The following is a 14,295-nucleotide window of genomic DNA, read 5'->3' on the forward strand; positions in this document are numbered from 1 at the left end:
CTCTTCATTGGCAATGCCTTCAGCTACGCTTGCGCTTGTATATAAGCTCAAGAATAACTTTCTTCATAGTTCTGTAGCCAATGTGGCTATTTAGTCAGTCATCGTAAGCGTGCCTGGTGAAGTATCAGGCGTCTTTCTGCCAATTCTACGGGCAGCTTCCTCACTCAGATGACTACTCCCCTCCCCAACCGAACTGGTGTATTCCAGGTGCCTACCACGGCAAGCAACCCCTCGCTTTTCGGCCGGCTGGTACAAACTATGCCCTGGGGCGTGCTGGTGCTCAATCGGTCGGGCGTCGTTACACTTATCAACGAGGAGGTGCAGCGCTTGACCGGGCTTTCTGCCTCCCATGTGCTGGGCCAGCTTCTAACGGAAGTACTGCCTCTGGATTTTCCGGAGGATGTGCGGCGGGCCTTGTATGCGGTGGTAACAACCGAGGAAGTGGTGTCCGGCACATTTTTCTTGCCACACAGCCAGCAATGGATTGCTATGACCACCGAACCGGGTGAGCATGAGGTGCTGGTGTATTGGCAGAACACCACCGAAATAGTTGTCCAGAAACGCCAGTACCAAGATTTGGCCGACAATCTAACCGACAGTATTGCCACGTGGGGGCCAGACTTACGCCTGCGCTATGCGAATGCCGTCCTGGTTGACCAGCTAAACCAACCGCTGTCGGAACTGCTTGGCAAAACGCTCGGTGAAATGGAGGGCTCGACTGCTATGAGTGACTCGTACACCTTAGAGTTAGAGAAAGTGCTTGTCACGGGGCAGCCGTCGAATCACACCTTTGCTTTCACTACGCCCGAGGGGAATCGACATGTTCACCTGCGTTTAATTCCCGACTGCCAGGACGGGCAGGTGAGGCAGGTGCTGTCTATTGCGCACGACATCACCGAGCTCAAGCAGGCCGAAGTCGAGCTCAGGGCCACCAGCGACCTGCTATTGGCTGCCGAAGAAGTGGCCCATACCGGCAGCTACGAGGTTGAGTTGAAAGCCATGCGTCTTCGCTTTTCCGATGGCATGTTTCGCTTGCTCGGGGAGGTGCCGCAGTCGTTTGTTCCGACGTTGGACATTATGAATTCCCGCTCTCACCCCGACGACGTGCAACTAGTCCAGCAGATTCTGGACGAAGCTATTGCCAACAAAGTCCCGTACCATTACCTACGCCGGGTTTCACGTGCCGACGGGCAAATGCGCCAGCTTGAATCATTCGGCCATGTGGTATGCGACGAGGCGGGGGATGCTGCGAAGCTTATTGGGCAGGTGCGAGATATTACGGAACGCTACCAAGCCGAAAACCAACTGCTTCAGGCCACCCAGACCATACGGCACATGCTGGACGGCTCGCCGGCCGCTATTTGCTTGTTGGAAGCTCAGCGCGACCAACAAACCGGCCAGATTATCGATCTGATTTTCAGAGGAGCCAATCACGCTTCAGAACTTCTCAACCAAAAAAGCGAAGCTTGCCTGCTAGGGCATGGCTTACTGGAGTACTTTCCCGGCGTGCGGACTGTCTTTTTCGACGACTATGTACGCGTGGTGGAAACCGGAGTGCCTTTGCGCACAGATCGGTTCTATTCAAGCGAGCATTACGAAGACCGGTGGTTTGATGTATCGGCCGTTAAGAATGGGGACGGCATCATTCTGACCTTCCTCGACATCACAACTCGTAAGCGAAACGAGCAGGAGCAAGCCGCTAGCCAACAGCTGCTTGAGGCTATTTTCGAGGCGACGCTCAATAGCTTGGAAGTGTTTCGTAGCGTGCGTGATGAGACAGGTCAAGTAATAGATTTTGAATGGGTGTTAGCCAACAAAGCGGCCCATCGGCTGCTGCAGCGCACAGACCTGACAGGCAAACGCCTACTGGTAGAAGAGCCAGCCATGGAGCAAATAGGCGTATTTGAGCGCCTGTGTCAGGTGGTGGAACAGCGGCAGTCCGTTGACTTTGAGGTGTTCTACCCTACCGATGCTACCGACGCCTGGTATTATATAGCGGCCACGCCCTCAATGATGGCTTGGTGGTTAATTGGCAAGACATTACGGCCAGCAAACGAGCTACGGAGGCTATACTGCACCTGCAGCTTACTCAGCAGCAAAAGCTGGCCAATGCCGTGCTAGATGCCCAGGAAAGCGAGCGGCGACGCATTGCCGAAAGTTTGCACAACGGGCTAAATCAACTGCTTTACGCCACCAAGCTGCACTTAGAGCAACTGGTTTCGCCCACGCCTACTACTGTCTTTACGGAAGGCAAAAAGAAAGCTATGGCGCTGCTTTCAGACGCTATTTCGCAGGGTCGCACGCTTTCGCACCAGCTTATGCCAACGGCGCTGGAAAGCTTCGGGCTGAAAGCGGCCCTGAAGAGTATCTGCCACGATTTGAACAGTTCGAAGCTGCACCTGTCGTGTTCAGTGTCTGCTTTTGCACCCATCAGCAAGTCATTGGAGCTGGCTCTCTACCGCATGGCCCAAGAGCTAGCCAACAACGTGGTAAAGCATGCCGATGCCACCCAAGCTCACTTGCACTTGGTTGAGCGCGATGGTTGGCTGGAGCTGCATGCCGACGACAATGGGCGAGGCTTTGATCCTAAGCGGGCACGCTCGCAAGGCATGGGACTAAACGCGCTGCGTGACCGAGTGAAGCTGCTAGGAGGGGAGCTTGAAATTCTTTCCTCGCCCGAGCATGGCACGCAAATCAGTGTCAGAATACCCCGTACGGCGCTCGAAACCGATTAATGGCTTTCCCTGAATTCAGGTTAGTTCAAGGATAGCTAAGCGCCTGCAACGGGCAAAAGGTGCCAGCCGATGGAACCGGCCTACCAAAACCAAAGTTGTTTTCGTAGCCTTCCGCTTTCATTACGTTCCTGTTGTTATGATTCGGGTATTCCTAGTTGATGACCATACGCTTATGCGAGATGGACTGCGAGCTGTACTAGCTACCCAACCCGATCTGGCGGTTGTGGGCGAAGCATCCAATGGGCAAGAATTACTGGATCAGTTGCCCGATACGCCTGCCGATGTAGTGCTGCTGGATATGAATATGCCCGTGCTCGATGGGTTGGCTACTACCATTCGGTTGCGCGAGCGGTTTCCTAACCTGCGCATCCTAATGCTGTCCATGCTCGAGTACGAGCGCAGCATCGGGCAAGTGCTTGATGCCGGGGCGCACGGCTATGTGCTCAAGAATGCCGACAAGATGGAAATCGTAACCGGTATTTTGACTGTTGCCGCCGGCAAGCAGTTTTTGTGCAGTGAGTTAGGACTGGCGATGCTGCGTAAAGTGCTGGCAATGGAAGAAAGCGAGCCAAGTCCAAGCGTTAAGAAGAGCAGCGGCCTCTCGTTTCGGGAGCGGGAAGTGCTACAGCTTATCAGCAACGGCCTCACCAACCAAGCCATTGCTGATAAGCTCTTTACTAGTAAGCGCACTATCGAAACGCACCGGCAGAACATCATCGAGAAGACCGGCGTCAAAAACACCGCTGCGCTGATCAAACACGCCATGGACCAAGGCTGGATCAATGTGTCGGATGTGGCGTAATGCAGCCAGGGCACGTACGGTGTTGGTAATGTAAGGTGGCTTGTTTGAGGTGGTCGTTCCACTTCTTTTAAGGCAAAGCACAGCTTGCGCCAACCGGTTTTTAGGAAAGTTGCAGTAACGGCCGCAGCGTTGATAGCGCCCAAGCAAGTGGAGCGTTGTTGCTTCGACTCCACGAATAACTCGGTCGAAAATCAGTTACCTTCGCTGGCATATGGCCCGAACCACTCTATCGATGCCCATCAGTCCTCAAACTAAAGAGGATGCCATCCGCGAAAATGTGATGCGGGCAGCCCAGCATTTATTTCAGCAGCACGGGTTGAACAATGTGACGTTGGAAGACGTGGCTAGAGCCATTGGCAAAGGCAAAAGCACCCTTTACTACTACTACAAAAGCAAGGAAGAGATTTTCATGGCCGTCATGGACCGTGAAATCAGTGAGGTGATAACCGAAGTGGCTCTGGCCGTAAAACAAGCTGGCACGGCCGAAGAAAAGCTTCAAGCTTTCTGCGCCACCAAATTGCGGGCGTTGCGCAAAAAATTGGCGCTTTACTCCCTGGTTTGTAGCGAGATGTTCAGCAATGCTGAATTTGGCTGCACCATGCGCCAGCGCTACCTACAACGGGAAAGCAAGCTGCTCAAAGACATTCTTGCTTTCGGAATGGAAACCGGCGAAATACGCGCCCTTAGCTCCCAAGAACAGGAAGCGCTGGTGTTCATCATGCTCAGTGGTTTGAATGGGTTGGAGCTGGAAATGGTGCACAACACCAATAACCCTCGCGAGCAGGATTTCGCCATCAGCATGCTGGCCCGCGTGATGATACACGGGATAGGAGCGTAGCATAAGCTTCCAGCTGCCCTGAAACCCGTGCAGCTATAGTGCGTGTACCGACGCTTTGTTAGCACAAGCCAGAGTGGTGCCAGTACTGCTGAGCTTTCTATTTAGATTTATTTCTGCTTAGTACACAGCGAGTTGGCTTGCCGTTTACGCCATTTTTTGTTACCCAGCGCACGGTAACAACGTAGGTACTACGTAGGCGCCGCGCGTTCGGCACAATATCCACTATATACTTTTGATGGTGTCAGCCTGTGAAAAGTCCACGAGGCTCATTCATTCTTATTGGCCATGTTGATACCTCAACTGTTTTTTTTGAAGAAGATGCAATCAGCTTCGGCAACACACGTATCACCCCCGCCTTCCAATCCGCCGACAACGCGCACTCTTACTGCCGTAAAGAATGTTGCCTTTATTCTGGCGGGTATTTTATCGGCGGGAACGGGCCTGAAAGGCTTCTTGCTTTCCAGCCACTTCATCGATGGGGGCGCAACCGGCATATCCATGCTGCTATCGGCGGGTCTGCAACTGCCGCTCTCGTGGGGCATCTTGCTGATTAACTTGCCTTTTCTGCTGCTTGGCTACAGGCAAATGGGTTTGCGGTTCGCCGTGAAAAGTGCACTGGCTATTGCGGGACTGGCCATTTGCTTGGTGGTAGTGCCGTATCCTGATATCACGCATGATTTGCTGCTCACGGCGGTGTTCGGGGCGTCTTCATTGGGGCAGGTATTGGCCTGGCGATGCGCGGCGGGGCCGTACTTGACGGCACGGAAATCTTGGCCCTACTTATTAACCGCAATACTCCTCTGCTCAAGGTCAGCGACATCATCCTAATCCTTAACATCTTCATCTTCGGAGTGGCCGTCTTCGTGCTGGGTGTCAACCAGGCTCTCTATTCTATCCTGACGTACGTGGCCGCCTCCAAGACCCTGGATTTCATTCTCAACGGCATCGAGCAATACACGGGCGTCACTATTATCTCGGAGCGGAGCGAGGACATTCGGATAGTGGTTACCAAAATTCTGGGCCGCGGCGTAACCATTTACAAAGGCCAGAGCGGTTACGGCAAGCGGGGCGAACAGCGCGAGGAAATCGACATCATTTTCACGGTGGTTACCCGACTGGAACTCCCTCGCCTGCGCGAAGAAGTGAAGCGCCTAGACCCGCGTGCGTTCCTAGTTCAACACAGCGTTGATGATGCCGTAGGCGGCATGCTGAAAAGACGGCCTCTACATTAAGCGGCTTACCTGTAAACAACAAAACGGCCCCTACATACCCGCTGCAAAGTGGGTGTGTAGGGGCCGAATCGTATTGCTCACTGTTCGTTACTGCATGTTGTACTTGCTCTTGAACTTACGGTTTAGGTATACCTGCTTGTTTTCTGAGCTGAACGCGCGTCCGTCGATGTAGGCGTGGGTGATGTTGTTGGTACGCATGTCCAGCAAGTCGCCGCGGCTCACGACCAGGGTGGCGCTTTTGCCGGCTTCGAGGCTGCCGTAGTCTTTGTCGATGCCGAGGATGCGGGCCGGGCTCAGCGTTACGGCCGTTAGGGCCTGTTCGGGGTGAGGCCGTGGCCGGCGGACGTGCCGGCAATAAAGGCCAGGTTGCGTGAACCTGCCGTTTCCATACTCCCTTCATAGTCCAGGCAATAACGGATGCCGGCTTGCTGTAGCATGCTCGGCAGCCGATAAGGTAAGTCGTAGTCGTCGCCGGGGCGGCGGGGCAGGGCGTGCGTGCGGGAAAGCACTACGGCTACGTCATTTTGCTTAAGGAAATCGAGCATCATCCAGGCGTCGCGCGCGCCAATCACCACCACTTTCTGCACCCCAAGCCGCTTGGCAAAGCTGACCGCCTCCACGATTTCCTTGCCGTAGTCGGCGTGGATAAACAAGGTTTTGGAGCCGTCGAAAATACCAGCAAGAGAGGATAGACGCAGGTTTTCGCGACGGTTAGCCGGCGAGTTTTTGTAGGCTGCCGCTTCGGTAAACATCACCTCCAACTCGCGCAACTGCGCTTGCCGGTCCCGGATGCGTCTTTCCACTGCCTTTTCGTCTTCGGCGGGGTCCAGCTTGAGCACCATCAGGGGCCAGTTCAGGTGCAGCCCGTCGTCGGCGCGCACGGCGGCGTCTTGCCAGTTCCAGGCATCGAGTTGCACGATGCTGCTTTGCCCCGAGAGCATCCCGCCGCGGGGCGTAATCTGGGCCATCAGCACGCCGTTGGTGCGCACCGTCGGGATGATGTCGGAGTCGGTGTTGTAGGCAATCAGGGAGCGGACGTTGGGGTTCATCATGCCCACTTCCTGCTCGTCCACCGTCGCCCGGATGGATTCGGTTTCGGTGAGGCCCAACGTGGTGTTAGGCAGAATCAGGCCGGGGTAGATTTCCTGGCCTTTCACGTCCACCACTTCGTAGCCGTCGCGTTTCGCAAAGCCATTTTGCGCCCCTGCGTACGTGATGCGGCCTTTGTCGAAAGCCACGGCCGCGTCGGGCACTACAGTGCCGTTGCCTACGTGAAGGTTGCCGCCGACCAGCAGAATCGGCTTGCTTTGGGCCGGAGCTGGCATCGGCACTTGCGCCGCCATGGGCAGCGCGGCAAGCAAGCTCAAAGAGAGGAATATATGTTTCATGTTGCTGTCTCGTTAGAGGATGGTTCGAACAAGCTGCCCTTTTTCAGTTGAGAAGGGCAGCTCTGTTTCTCTACTTATCCAGTTCTTTTTCTTCGCCTTCCGTGTCGCAGTGGAAATGGCCGGTGGCTTTGGCAACGGGCGTTTGGGTAGGCGCACCCCCTTTTTTGGCGGCCAGCATTTTCTGCACGATGCGCAGCCGCTCCTTTTCCATTTCCAGGCGCAGCGCCTTGTCCGACTCCACATCGAAGAATTGACGACCATCCACGAAAGTGCGCTCGGCGTGGGCGTAAATGCTCAGCGGGTGCGCGCTCCACAGTACCACGTCGGCGTCCTTGCCTTCCTTGATGCTGCCCATCTGCTTATCCACGTGCAGCATCTTGGCGGGGTTGATAGTCACGAGCTTCAACGCTTCCTCTTCCGACAACCCGCCGTACTTCACGGTTTTGGCGGCTTCTTGGTTGAGACGGCGGCTCATTTCGGCGTCATCGGAGTTGATGGCTACCGTCAGGCCGGCGTCGTGCATGATGGCGGCGTTGTACGGAATAGCGTCGCGCACCTCGTTTTTGTAGCCCCACCAGTCGGCGAAGGTGCTGGCAGCCGCGCCGTGCGCTTTCATCTTATCGGCCACTTTGTAGCCCTCCAGAATGTGCGTGAAGGTGTTCACCTTGAAGCCTAAGCGGTCGGCCACGCTCAGCAGCATGTTGATTTCACTTTGCACGTAGCTGTGGCAGGTGATAAAGCGCTTGTTGTTCAGGATTTCCACCAGTGCGTCCAGCTCTAAGTCTCGCCGCGGAGCTTCCGTTTTCTTTTGCTGGCCTTTGCCGAGCTTGTTGTAGGCAGCCCACTCTTTTTCGTACTCTCTGGCTCGTGTGAAGGCATCTACAAACACCTGTTCCACGCCCATGCGCGACTGCGGAAAACGCAACACGTTGGCTTCGCCGGCGTTGGACTGCTTCACGTTTTCGCCGAGTGCAAACTTGATGAACGGATCAGCACCGGCCACCTTCAAGTCTTCGGCCGCGGCGCCCCAACGCAGCTTAATCAACTGCGACTGGCCCCCGATGGGGTTGGCCGAGCCGTGCAGCAACTGGGCCGCCGTTACGCCCCCGCTAGGTCGCGGTACAGATCTACATCCTCTGGGTCGAGTACGTCGCCGATGCGTACCTCCGATGTCACAGCCTGCGTGCCCTCATTCACACCCCCAACAATAGCTAGGTGCGAGTGTTCGTCGATGATACCGGGGGTGAGGTGCTTGCCCGTGCCGTCAACCACGCGGGCATCTTTGGCCGCGAGGCTCTTGCCTACTTTCGAGATTTTGCCGTTTACTAGCAGCACATCGGTATTTTCGAGTTTGCCGGCTGCTTCGCTGGTCCATACAGTGGCATTCTTGATGAGCACCGTTTCCTGTGGTGGTACCGCAATGCGCCCGTAGGCTGCAAACGGATATAGTATCGAGCCTAATTGTATCGGTGCGGGCGCTTTAGCAGAGTCGCGCTTAGCCACTTGGCTGGCTACTTCTTGGCGGCGGGCTGTCCATTTCACGCGGGAAGCGTCGGGCAGTTGGCCATCCCCCTGGAACACGCGGGAAGTAGGCGTATAGTAACCGCTCAAGCGGACAGTAGTGGTTTTGTCTTTGGGCGTGGGATTGTAGACAATGGTAGCTAGTTCGCCTTGCACCGATATAGCGCCGCGAACGGTGTCTTTGGGGGCAACTGCTATTTTCAGTTCGGGGGCTTCGGGCTTGCCCGCCACCAGCATTTGCACGGCAGGCTGGGTGCCTACTTGCAAGGTGTACACACCGCGGTAGTCGGCGGGCACATTGCTGAGTTGATATCGCTCGCCCTGCACCCAATTGTCGAGCAGGACGTTATCGTCGGCGAAGAGGCTGCTGGAGCACACTAGGAAGTTAGCCGTCAGGCCCGGCTTTAGGCTGCCCACTTTGTCTTGCGCTTTTATAAACTCGGCGGGAGTGGCCGTGAGGGCACGCAAAGCCTGTTCTTCACTCAGCCCATACTGAATGGCTTTGCGCACGTTGGGCAGAAACTTCTTTTTGTCTTTCAAGTCGGCGGCCGACAACGCAAATGGCACTCCGGCCTTGGCTAGCATAGCCGCATTGGCGGGCGCCATTTCCCAATGCTTCAATTCCTCCAGCGAAATGCGTGAGGCATCGTACACGTCGTCCACGTTGTAAGCGTCGGGTAGTTGAGGCTTATCACAAACGAGGCGCCGGTGGCTTTGATGTCGGCAATGCGCTGGTATTCGTCGCCGCGGCCCTTGATGATGTACTGGGTTTTGAACTCGTCGCCTAACTTGTCAGCCCGCAGGGCATTGAGCTTGTTGGCTACCTCGAAAATCTGGGGCAGGTTGCGCTGGTCCTGCCACGCCTGCAACGACAGGTTTTGCTCTTTACCCGGATTGCGTTTATACCAGTCGGCATCCAGGTAGGTTTGGCGTAGCAACGCGATGCTGCCCATCAGGGAACCAGGATAGTTCTGGGTGCTGGAGCCTTTATCGAAGGAAAAGCCTGCGGCGGCCCGCTCGGTTAGTATTACCTCGTTTTCGCGGTGGCCGGCCGTAGCCAAGGTCACGAGGGCGGCCGTGCCGCGCGCAATGCCGTCGGGCTGCTGGGTGAGTACTGCCCCGAAGCCTAACTTCCGGTACACATCGGCCTGCTCGTCGTTGAGTTTGAAGTCGTTGGCAGCGTTGGTTTCTGGGTGCACCGCCTGGTTCCAGTCGTACGCCCCGACTTTGTTGGTCACGAACTGCGGTGGGGGCGGCGGCCGGTGCGCTCCAAAGGCTTCGATTCTGGCAAGCCGTAACCGCTCGCCAAGTCGACAAAGCCCGGATAGATGTATTTGCCTTTCAAGTCCTGCACCACGGCACCGGCCGGAATTTTCACGTTGGTTCCTACGGCCGCCACTTTGCCGTCCTTAATCAGCAAAGTGGCATCGGTGAGCTTGGTTTTGTAGTCCGTGAAAATGGTAGCGTGGGTGAAAGCGTACAGGCTTGGTCGCTGGTCATACACGCCGTTGCGTGGGTAGGTAGTTGGCTGCGCGTGGGCCGCAAAGCCACCCAGTAGCAGCCCGCCCGCCAGCCCTAATCGAGGAATAGAAGTTTGCATTCAGGTTGTATTAAATAGAACATGCGTGGCCTACCGCCGAGTAGGCACTATTTCAAATGTAGAAAATAAGGTTTGAGTTGGACTACAGAAAGTTAGCCTCTGTGCATATAAAAGCGGCAAACAGCACGGAAAGAGCCACTGCTAAGGCTGAACACTTTTGCTGTTACCCCTCAGGCGTTGCGGTTCTTTGTCAATTGTAATCAGCGACTGGCTGAGCGCCGGATCATTTTTTGGCGTAGCTTCCTGCCAACTTCGTTTCCTTGTTCTTCAGCCCGACTATTTCCACCATGTCACAATCATCTGCTTCTGCCCGCCGGAGTTTTTTGAAAAAAGCCTCACTCGGTAGTGTCGTTGCTTTAAGTGCCCCAGAGTTGCTATTAGGCGCCGAGGCCAACTCAAAAGCTCCCAAAGTTTCTCTGGCTACCAACGACGTTATCTTATTCCAAGGCGACTCCATCACGGATGCTGGTCGCAAAAAAGAAAGCAAGGACGCTAATGAGCCCAATACCCCGGGCACTTTGGGCAATGGTTATGTCTATCTGGCCGCCGCAGAATTGCTGGCTCGAAATCCTGGCAAAAACCTAAAAATCTATAACCGCGGTATCAGTGGTAACAAGGTCTACCAACTGGCCGAGCGTTGGGATGCCGATTGCCTGGAGCTGAAGCCAACGGTGCTGAGCTTGTTGGTGGGCGTCAACGATTTTTGGCACAAACTCAAACACGGCTACCAAGGCACTATCAAAACCTACACCGACGACTACACCGCACTTCTGAACCGTACTCGGCAACAGCTGCCACAGGTTAAGCTCATCATCGGAGAGCCATTTGCCGTCGAAGGTACGAGCGCCGTCGATCAGACGTGGTATCCAGCTTTCAAGGAGTACCAAGCCGCAGCTCGCAGTATTGCCGCTCAATTCAACGCCACATTGATTCCTTACCAGAGCGTATTCGACCAAGCCCAGAAGCAAGCGCCTGGTGTCTACTGGACTGGCGATGGTGTGCACCCCAGTGTAGCAGGTTGCCAGCTAATGGCTAAGGCATGGCTGGACACCATCAAGAGCTAAGGTCTAAGTAGCTACACTTGCGAAGAATGTAGAACGGCCTGACGAGCAAGATTCGTCAGGCTTTCTTGTGCATTATAAATAGGCTGCTAAAAGAGAGAAAATGCCAGCTAGAAGGGTGTAACAGGGTAAGAAGCAATTCAAGCTCTTCGCATCAAATCGGAATCAAACGCTCAATGCTAGTTTCTCTACTAAGCAAGCAGCAAAGTACATAGACCATGCTCTCATCCATAATATATGCTAAGTACACACCTCACATAAGTAAGGCTAGACCCTAGTAGGATGCAAAATTTAATGGGGGTTGTCCTGTATCAATACGGGCGGTGTAACTAGGCCAAAACCAGTAGGCAACTTTTGTATAATGACCTTAATTTTTGGGGTGTGCTAAGAAAATAAGTATACGATTTATGAAAAGATACCTTTGTGATTAGGGCCATTTTACTTACACTTGTAGTCATACGCTCCAAAGCACTACGAATTATAAGGGGTATTTGCCCTATCGAGCTTTTTCGAATTCGTGTGCTTGCCACCTCAATTAATCTTCCCGCCCACCCTTTAATCTGATTTCATTATGAATTCCTAACCGCAAGGGCATATGGTAATGCAGCACCTTCCCACCGTCGTTGTAATTGGCAATGGCATGGTTGGCTACAAGTTTTGTGAGAAGCTACTCGCTAAAACCACTGCCTTCAATCTGGTTGTCTTCGGCGAAGAGCCTCGCGTGGCCTACGACCGGGTGCACCTGAGCGAGTACTTCGGCGGCAAAACGGCCGACGACTTGCTGATGGCGCCGTTGCAGTGGTACCACGAACACGGCATCACGCTGCATCTAGGCGAAGCAATTCAGGAAATAAACCGCGCCAACCAAACCGTACATTCGCGCAGCGGCCTGGTGCAGCCCTACGATTACTTGGTGCTGGCTACCGGCTCGTCGGCTTTCGTGCCCGACATTCCGGGCGTGGAGAAAGAAGGAGTAATGGTGTACCGCACCATCGAAGACCTAGAGCAAATCAAAGCTTGCGCCGCCACTGCCCGCAGCGGAGCCGTGCTCGGTGGTGGTTTGCTAGGCCTAGAAGCTGCCAAAGCCCTGTTGGATTTAGGCGTGCCCGAAACGCACGTAATAGAATTTGCTCCCCGGCTAATGCCCCGGCAAATAGACGCCGCCGGTAGCCAGATGCTACAAACCAAGCTTGAAGCCTTGGGTTTGCAGATTCACCTGAGCAAAGCCACTTCCAGTATCGGTGGGGAAAGCAAGATTGATTCGCTGCACTTCGGCGACGGGTCTATTTTAGAGGTGGATATGCTGGTGATTTCGGCCGGTATTCGCCCCCGCGACGAGCTAGCCAAACTAGCGGGTTTGGAAGTGGGCATGCGCGGCGGCATCGTGGTCAACGATGAAATGCAAACCTGCGACCCACGCATTTTCGCCATCGGCGAGTGCGCGCTTCACAGCGGCATGATTTACGGCCTAGTAGCCCCCGGCTACGACATGGCCGATGTAGTAGCTAGCCAGCTCACGAAAGGTGCCCGCGCTTTCACCGGTTATGACATGAGCAGTAAGCTCAAACTGATTGGCGTGGACGTGGCTAGCTTCGGCGACCCATTCATCGCCGAGCCGCACAGCCGTTCCATCGTGTTCGAGGATGCACACAACGGCGTTTACAAGCGCATCAACATCAGCCCCGATGGCAAGTACCTGCTCGGAGGCGTACTCATCGGTGATGCTGAGGCGTACAACATACTGCTGCAAACGGTGAACAACAAAATCGTGCTGCCGCCGCACCCCGAAGACCTGATTTTAGGAGCCCGCGGGGCGAAGCCAACGATGGCGCGGGCGTGATGAGTTTGCCCGAGGAAGCGCTGGTGTGTTCGTGCGAGGCTGTAACCAAAGGCGCTATCTGCACCGCCGTAACCGAACTGAACGTGACGTCAGTGGACGGCATGAAGAAGTGTAACAAGGCCGGTACCGGCTGCGGCGGTTGCGTGCCCATGATCAAGGATTTAATAAACGGGACCCTCACCGCGCAGGGCGCTTACATCAAGAACGTGCTGTGCGAGCATTTCGACTACTCGCGCCAAGAACTGTTCGACTTATTGAAAATCAACGACATCCGTACCTACGACGCGGCCCTCGACCACTTCGGCAAAGGCGACGGTTGCGAAACCTGCAAGCCGGCTATTGGCAGCATCTTGTCGGGTTTGTGGAATGATTTGATTGTCAAGCAAAACACCATTCAAGACACCAACGACCGGTACCTAGCCAACATTCAGAAAGGGGGCAGCTACTCGGTGGTGCCGCGCATTGCGGGCGGAGAAGTGACGCCCGAGCAACTGATGGTGATTGGGCGAGTGGCCCACAAGTATGGGCTCTACACCAAGATTACGGGCGGCCAGCGCATCGACATGTTCGGGGCCCACGTGAGTGACTTGCCTGATATCTGGGAAGAACTCATCAATGCGGGCTTCGAGAGCGGGCACGCTTACGGCAAGTCGTTGCGCACCGTGAAAAGCTGCGTAGGCAGTACGTGGTGCCGGTTTGGCTTGCACGACAGCGTATCCCTGGCCATTGAAATCGAGAATCGCTACAAGGGTATCCGCTCGCCCCACAAGCTGAAAAGTGGCGTGAGCGGCTGCGTACGCGAATGCGCCGAGGCCCAAGCCAAAGACTTCGGCATTATCGCCACCGAAAAAGGTTGGAACCTGTACGTGTGTGGCAACGGCGGCTCCAAGCCGCAGCACGCCCAATTGCTCGCCACCGACATCGACAAGGAAACCCTAATCAAGTACCTGGACCGGTTCCTGATGTTTTACATCAAAACCGCCGACCCGCTCATGCGCACTGCCACCTGGCTCAACAAGATGGATGGCGGCCTGGCCTATCTCAAAAACGTGGTGCTCAACGACAGCCTCGGTATCTGCGCCGACCTAGAAGCCGAAATGGCACTGCTTATCCAGAACTACCACTGTGAGTGGAAAGAAGTGGTGGAAAATCCGGAGTTGCGCAAGCAATTCACCCACTTCGTGAATGCCCCGAAGCTGAAAGACCCCACCATGGAGTTTGAACCTGTGCGGGGGCAAAAGATAGTCAAGGCGTGGTAGCGCCTCTCGCTTAACCAAA

Annotated in this window: 11 protein-coding genes and 2 pseudogenes; 7 read left to right on the forward strand and 6 right to left on the reverse strand. The window is 55.0% G+C overall.

What is annotated here, in order from left to right; translation table 11 throughout:
* Nucleotides 1-168: 168 nt before the first annotated feature.
* The 5 genes and pseudogenes from MUN86_RS23490 (at nt 169) to MUN86_RS23510 (ending at nt 5,607) form a co-directional block, all read left to right on the forward strand.
* Complete coding sequence (locus MUN86_RS23490; protein ID WP_245126124.1) at nt 169-2,121, forward strand: PAS domain-containing protein; 1,953 nt, start codon at nt 169-171, stop codon at nt 2,119-2,121.
* A complete protein-coding gene (locus MUN86_RS23495; protein WP_245126126.1) occupies nt 2,115-2,735 on the forward strand; it encodes a sensor histidine kinase in 621 nt (206 codons plus the stop codon). The genes MUN86_RS23490 and MUN86_RS23495 overlap by 7 nt, the downstream gene beginning before the upstream one ends.
* Before the next feature lie 136 nt (nt 2,736-2,871).
* Nucleotides 2,872-3,537: a response regulator gene (locus tag MUN86_RS23500; RefSeq protein ID WP_245126128.1), complete on the forward strand. Its 666-nt coding sequence runs from the start codon at nt 2,872-2,874 to the stop codon at nt 3,535-3,537.
* A 211-nt stretch (nt 3,538-3,748) separates the two neighbouring features.
* Nucleotides 3,749-4,375, forward strand: coding sequence for a TetR/AcrR family transcriptional regulator (locus tag MUN86_RS23505; RefSeq protein ID WP_245126130.1), 627 nt, complete (start codon nt 3,749-3,751; stop codon nt 4,373-4,375).
* Between the two features lie 318 nt (nt 4,376-4,693).
* Nucleotides 4,694-5,607: pseudogene (locus MUN86_RS23510) on the forward strand (YitT family protein).
* 87 nt (nt 5,608-5,694) lie between these two features.
* Here the strand turns inward: MUN86_RS23510 and MUN86_RS32505 are convergent.
* The 6 genes from MUN86_RS32505 to MUN86_RS23540 all read right to left on the reverse strand — a co-directional run bounded on the left by MUN86_RS32505 (nt 5,695) and on the right by MUN86_RS23540 (nt 10,116).
* Entirely contained in the window at nt 5,695-5,904 is a 210-nt protein-coding gene (locus MUN86_RS32505; protein WP_375379513.1) for a hypothetical protein, read from the reverse strand.
* An 11-nt stretch (nt 5,905-5,915) separates the two neighbouring features.
* A complete protein-coding gene (locus MUN86_RS23520; RefSeq protein ID WP_245126132.1) occupies nt 5,916-6,995 on the reverse strand; it encodes an amidohydrolase family protein in 1,080 nt (359 codons plus the stop codon).
* 70 nt (nt 6,996-7,065) lie between these two features.
* Nucleotides 7,066-8,082, reverse strand: coding sequence for an amidohydrolase family protein (locus MUN86_RS23525; RefSeq protein WP_245126134.1), 1,017 nt, complete (start codon nt 8,080-8,082; stop codon nt 7,066-7,068).
* Nucleotides 8,083-8,093: 11 nt separating this feature from the next.
* Nucleotides 8,094-9,179, reverse strand: coding sequence for an amidohydrolase family protein (locus MUN86_RS23530; RefSeq protein ID WP_245126136.1), 1,086 nt, complete (start codon nt 9,177-9,179; stop codon nt 8,094-8,096).
* The gene (locus MUN86_RS23535; protein ID WP_245126138.1) at nt 9,134-9,754 is read right to left on the reverse strand and encodes a hypothetical protein; all 621 of its coding nucleotides are present in this window, start codon (nt 9,752-9,754) and stop codon (nt 9,134-9,136) included. Before MUN86_RS23535 ends, MUN86_RS23530 begins: the two co-directional genes overlap by 46 nt.
* Complete coding sequence (locus tag MUN86_RS23540; protein ID WP_245126140.1) at nt 9,751-10,116, reverse strand: hypothetical protein; 366 nt, start codon at nt 10,114-10,116, stop codon at nt 9,751-9,753. Before MUN86_RS23540 ends, MUN86_RS23535 begins: the two co-directional genes overlap by 4 nt.
* A gap of 287 nt (nt 10,117-10,403) precedes the next feature.
* Between MUN86_RS23540 and MUN86_RS23545 the strand changes: the two genes are divergently transcribed.
* Nucleotides 10,404-11,180: an SGNH/GDSL hydrolase family protein gene (locus tag MUN86_RS23545; RefSeq protein ID WP_245126142.1), complete on the forward strand. Its 777-nt coding sequence runs from the start codon at nt 10,404-10,406 to the stop codon at nt 11,178-11,180.
* A 598-nt stretch (nt 11,181-11,778) separates the two neighbouring features.
* Nucleotides 11,779-14,276: pseudogene (gene nirB, locus MUN86_RS23550) on the forward strand (nitrite reductase large subunit NirB).
* Nucleotides 14,277-14,295 lie beyond the last annotated feature (19 nt).

It is taken from the genome of Hymenobacter volaticus (genome assembly GCF_022921055.1).
GTDB classification, from domain to species: Bacteria; Bacteroidota; Bacteroidia; order Cytophagales; family Hymenobacteraceae; genus Hymenobacter; species Hymenobacter volaticus.

Excerpts from the sequence above, each read along its gene's own strand:
- MUN86_RS23490 (WP_245126124.1), top strand. The coding sequence starts at position 169 with ATGACTACTCCCCTCCCCAACCGAACTGGTGTATTCCAGGTGCCTACC.
- MUN86_RS23500 (WP_245126128.1), top strand. The coding sequence starts at position 2,872 with ATGATTCGGGTATTCCTAGTTGATGACCATACGCTTATGCGAGATGGA.
- MUN86_RS23505 (WP_245126130.1), top strand. The coding sequence starts at position 3,749 with ATGGCCCGAACCACTCTATCGATGCCCATCAGTCCTCAAACTAAAGAG.
- MUN86_RS23520 (WP_245126132.1), bottom strand. The coding sequence starts at position 6,995 with ATGAAACATATATTCCTCTCTTTGAGCTTGCTTGCCGCGCTGCCCATG.
- MUN86_RS23540 (WP_245126140.1), bottom strand. The coding sequence starts at position 10,116 with ATGCAAACTTCTATTCCTCGATTAGGGCTGGCGGGCGGGCTGCTACTG.
- MUN86_RS23545 (WP_245126142.1), top strand. The coding sequence starts at position 10,404 with ATGTCACAATCATCTGCTTCTGCCCGCCGGAGTTTTTTGAAAAAAGCC.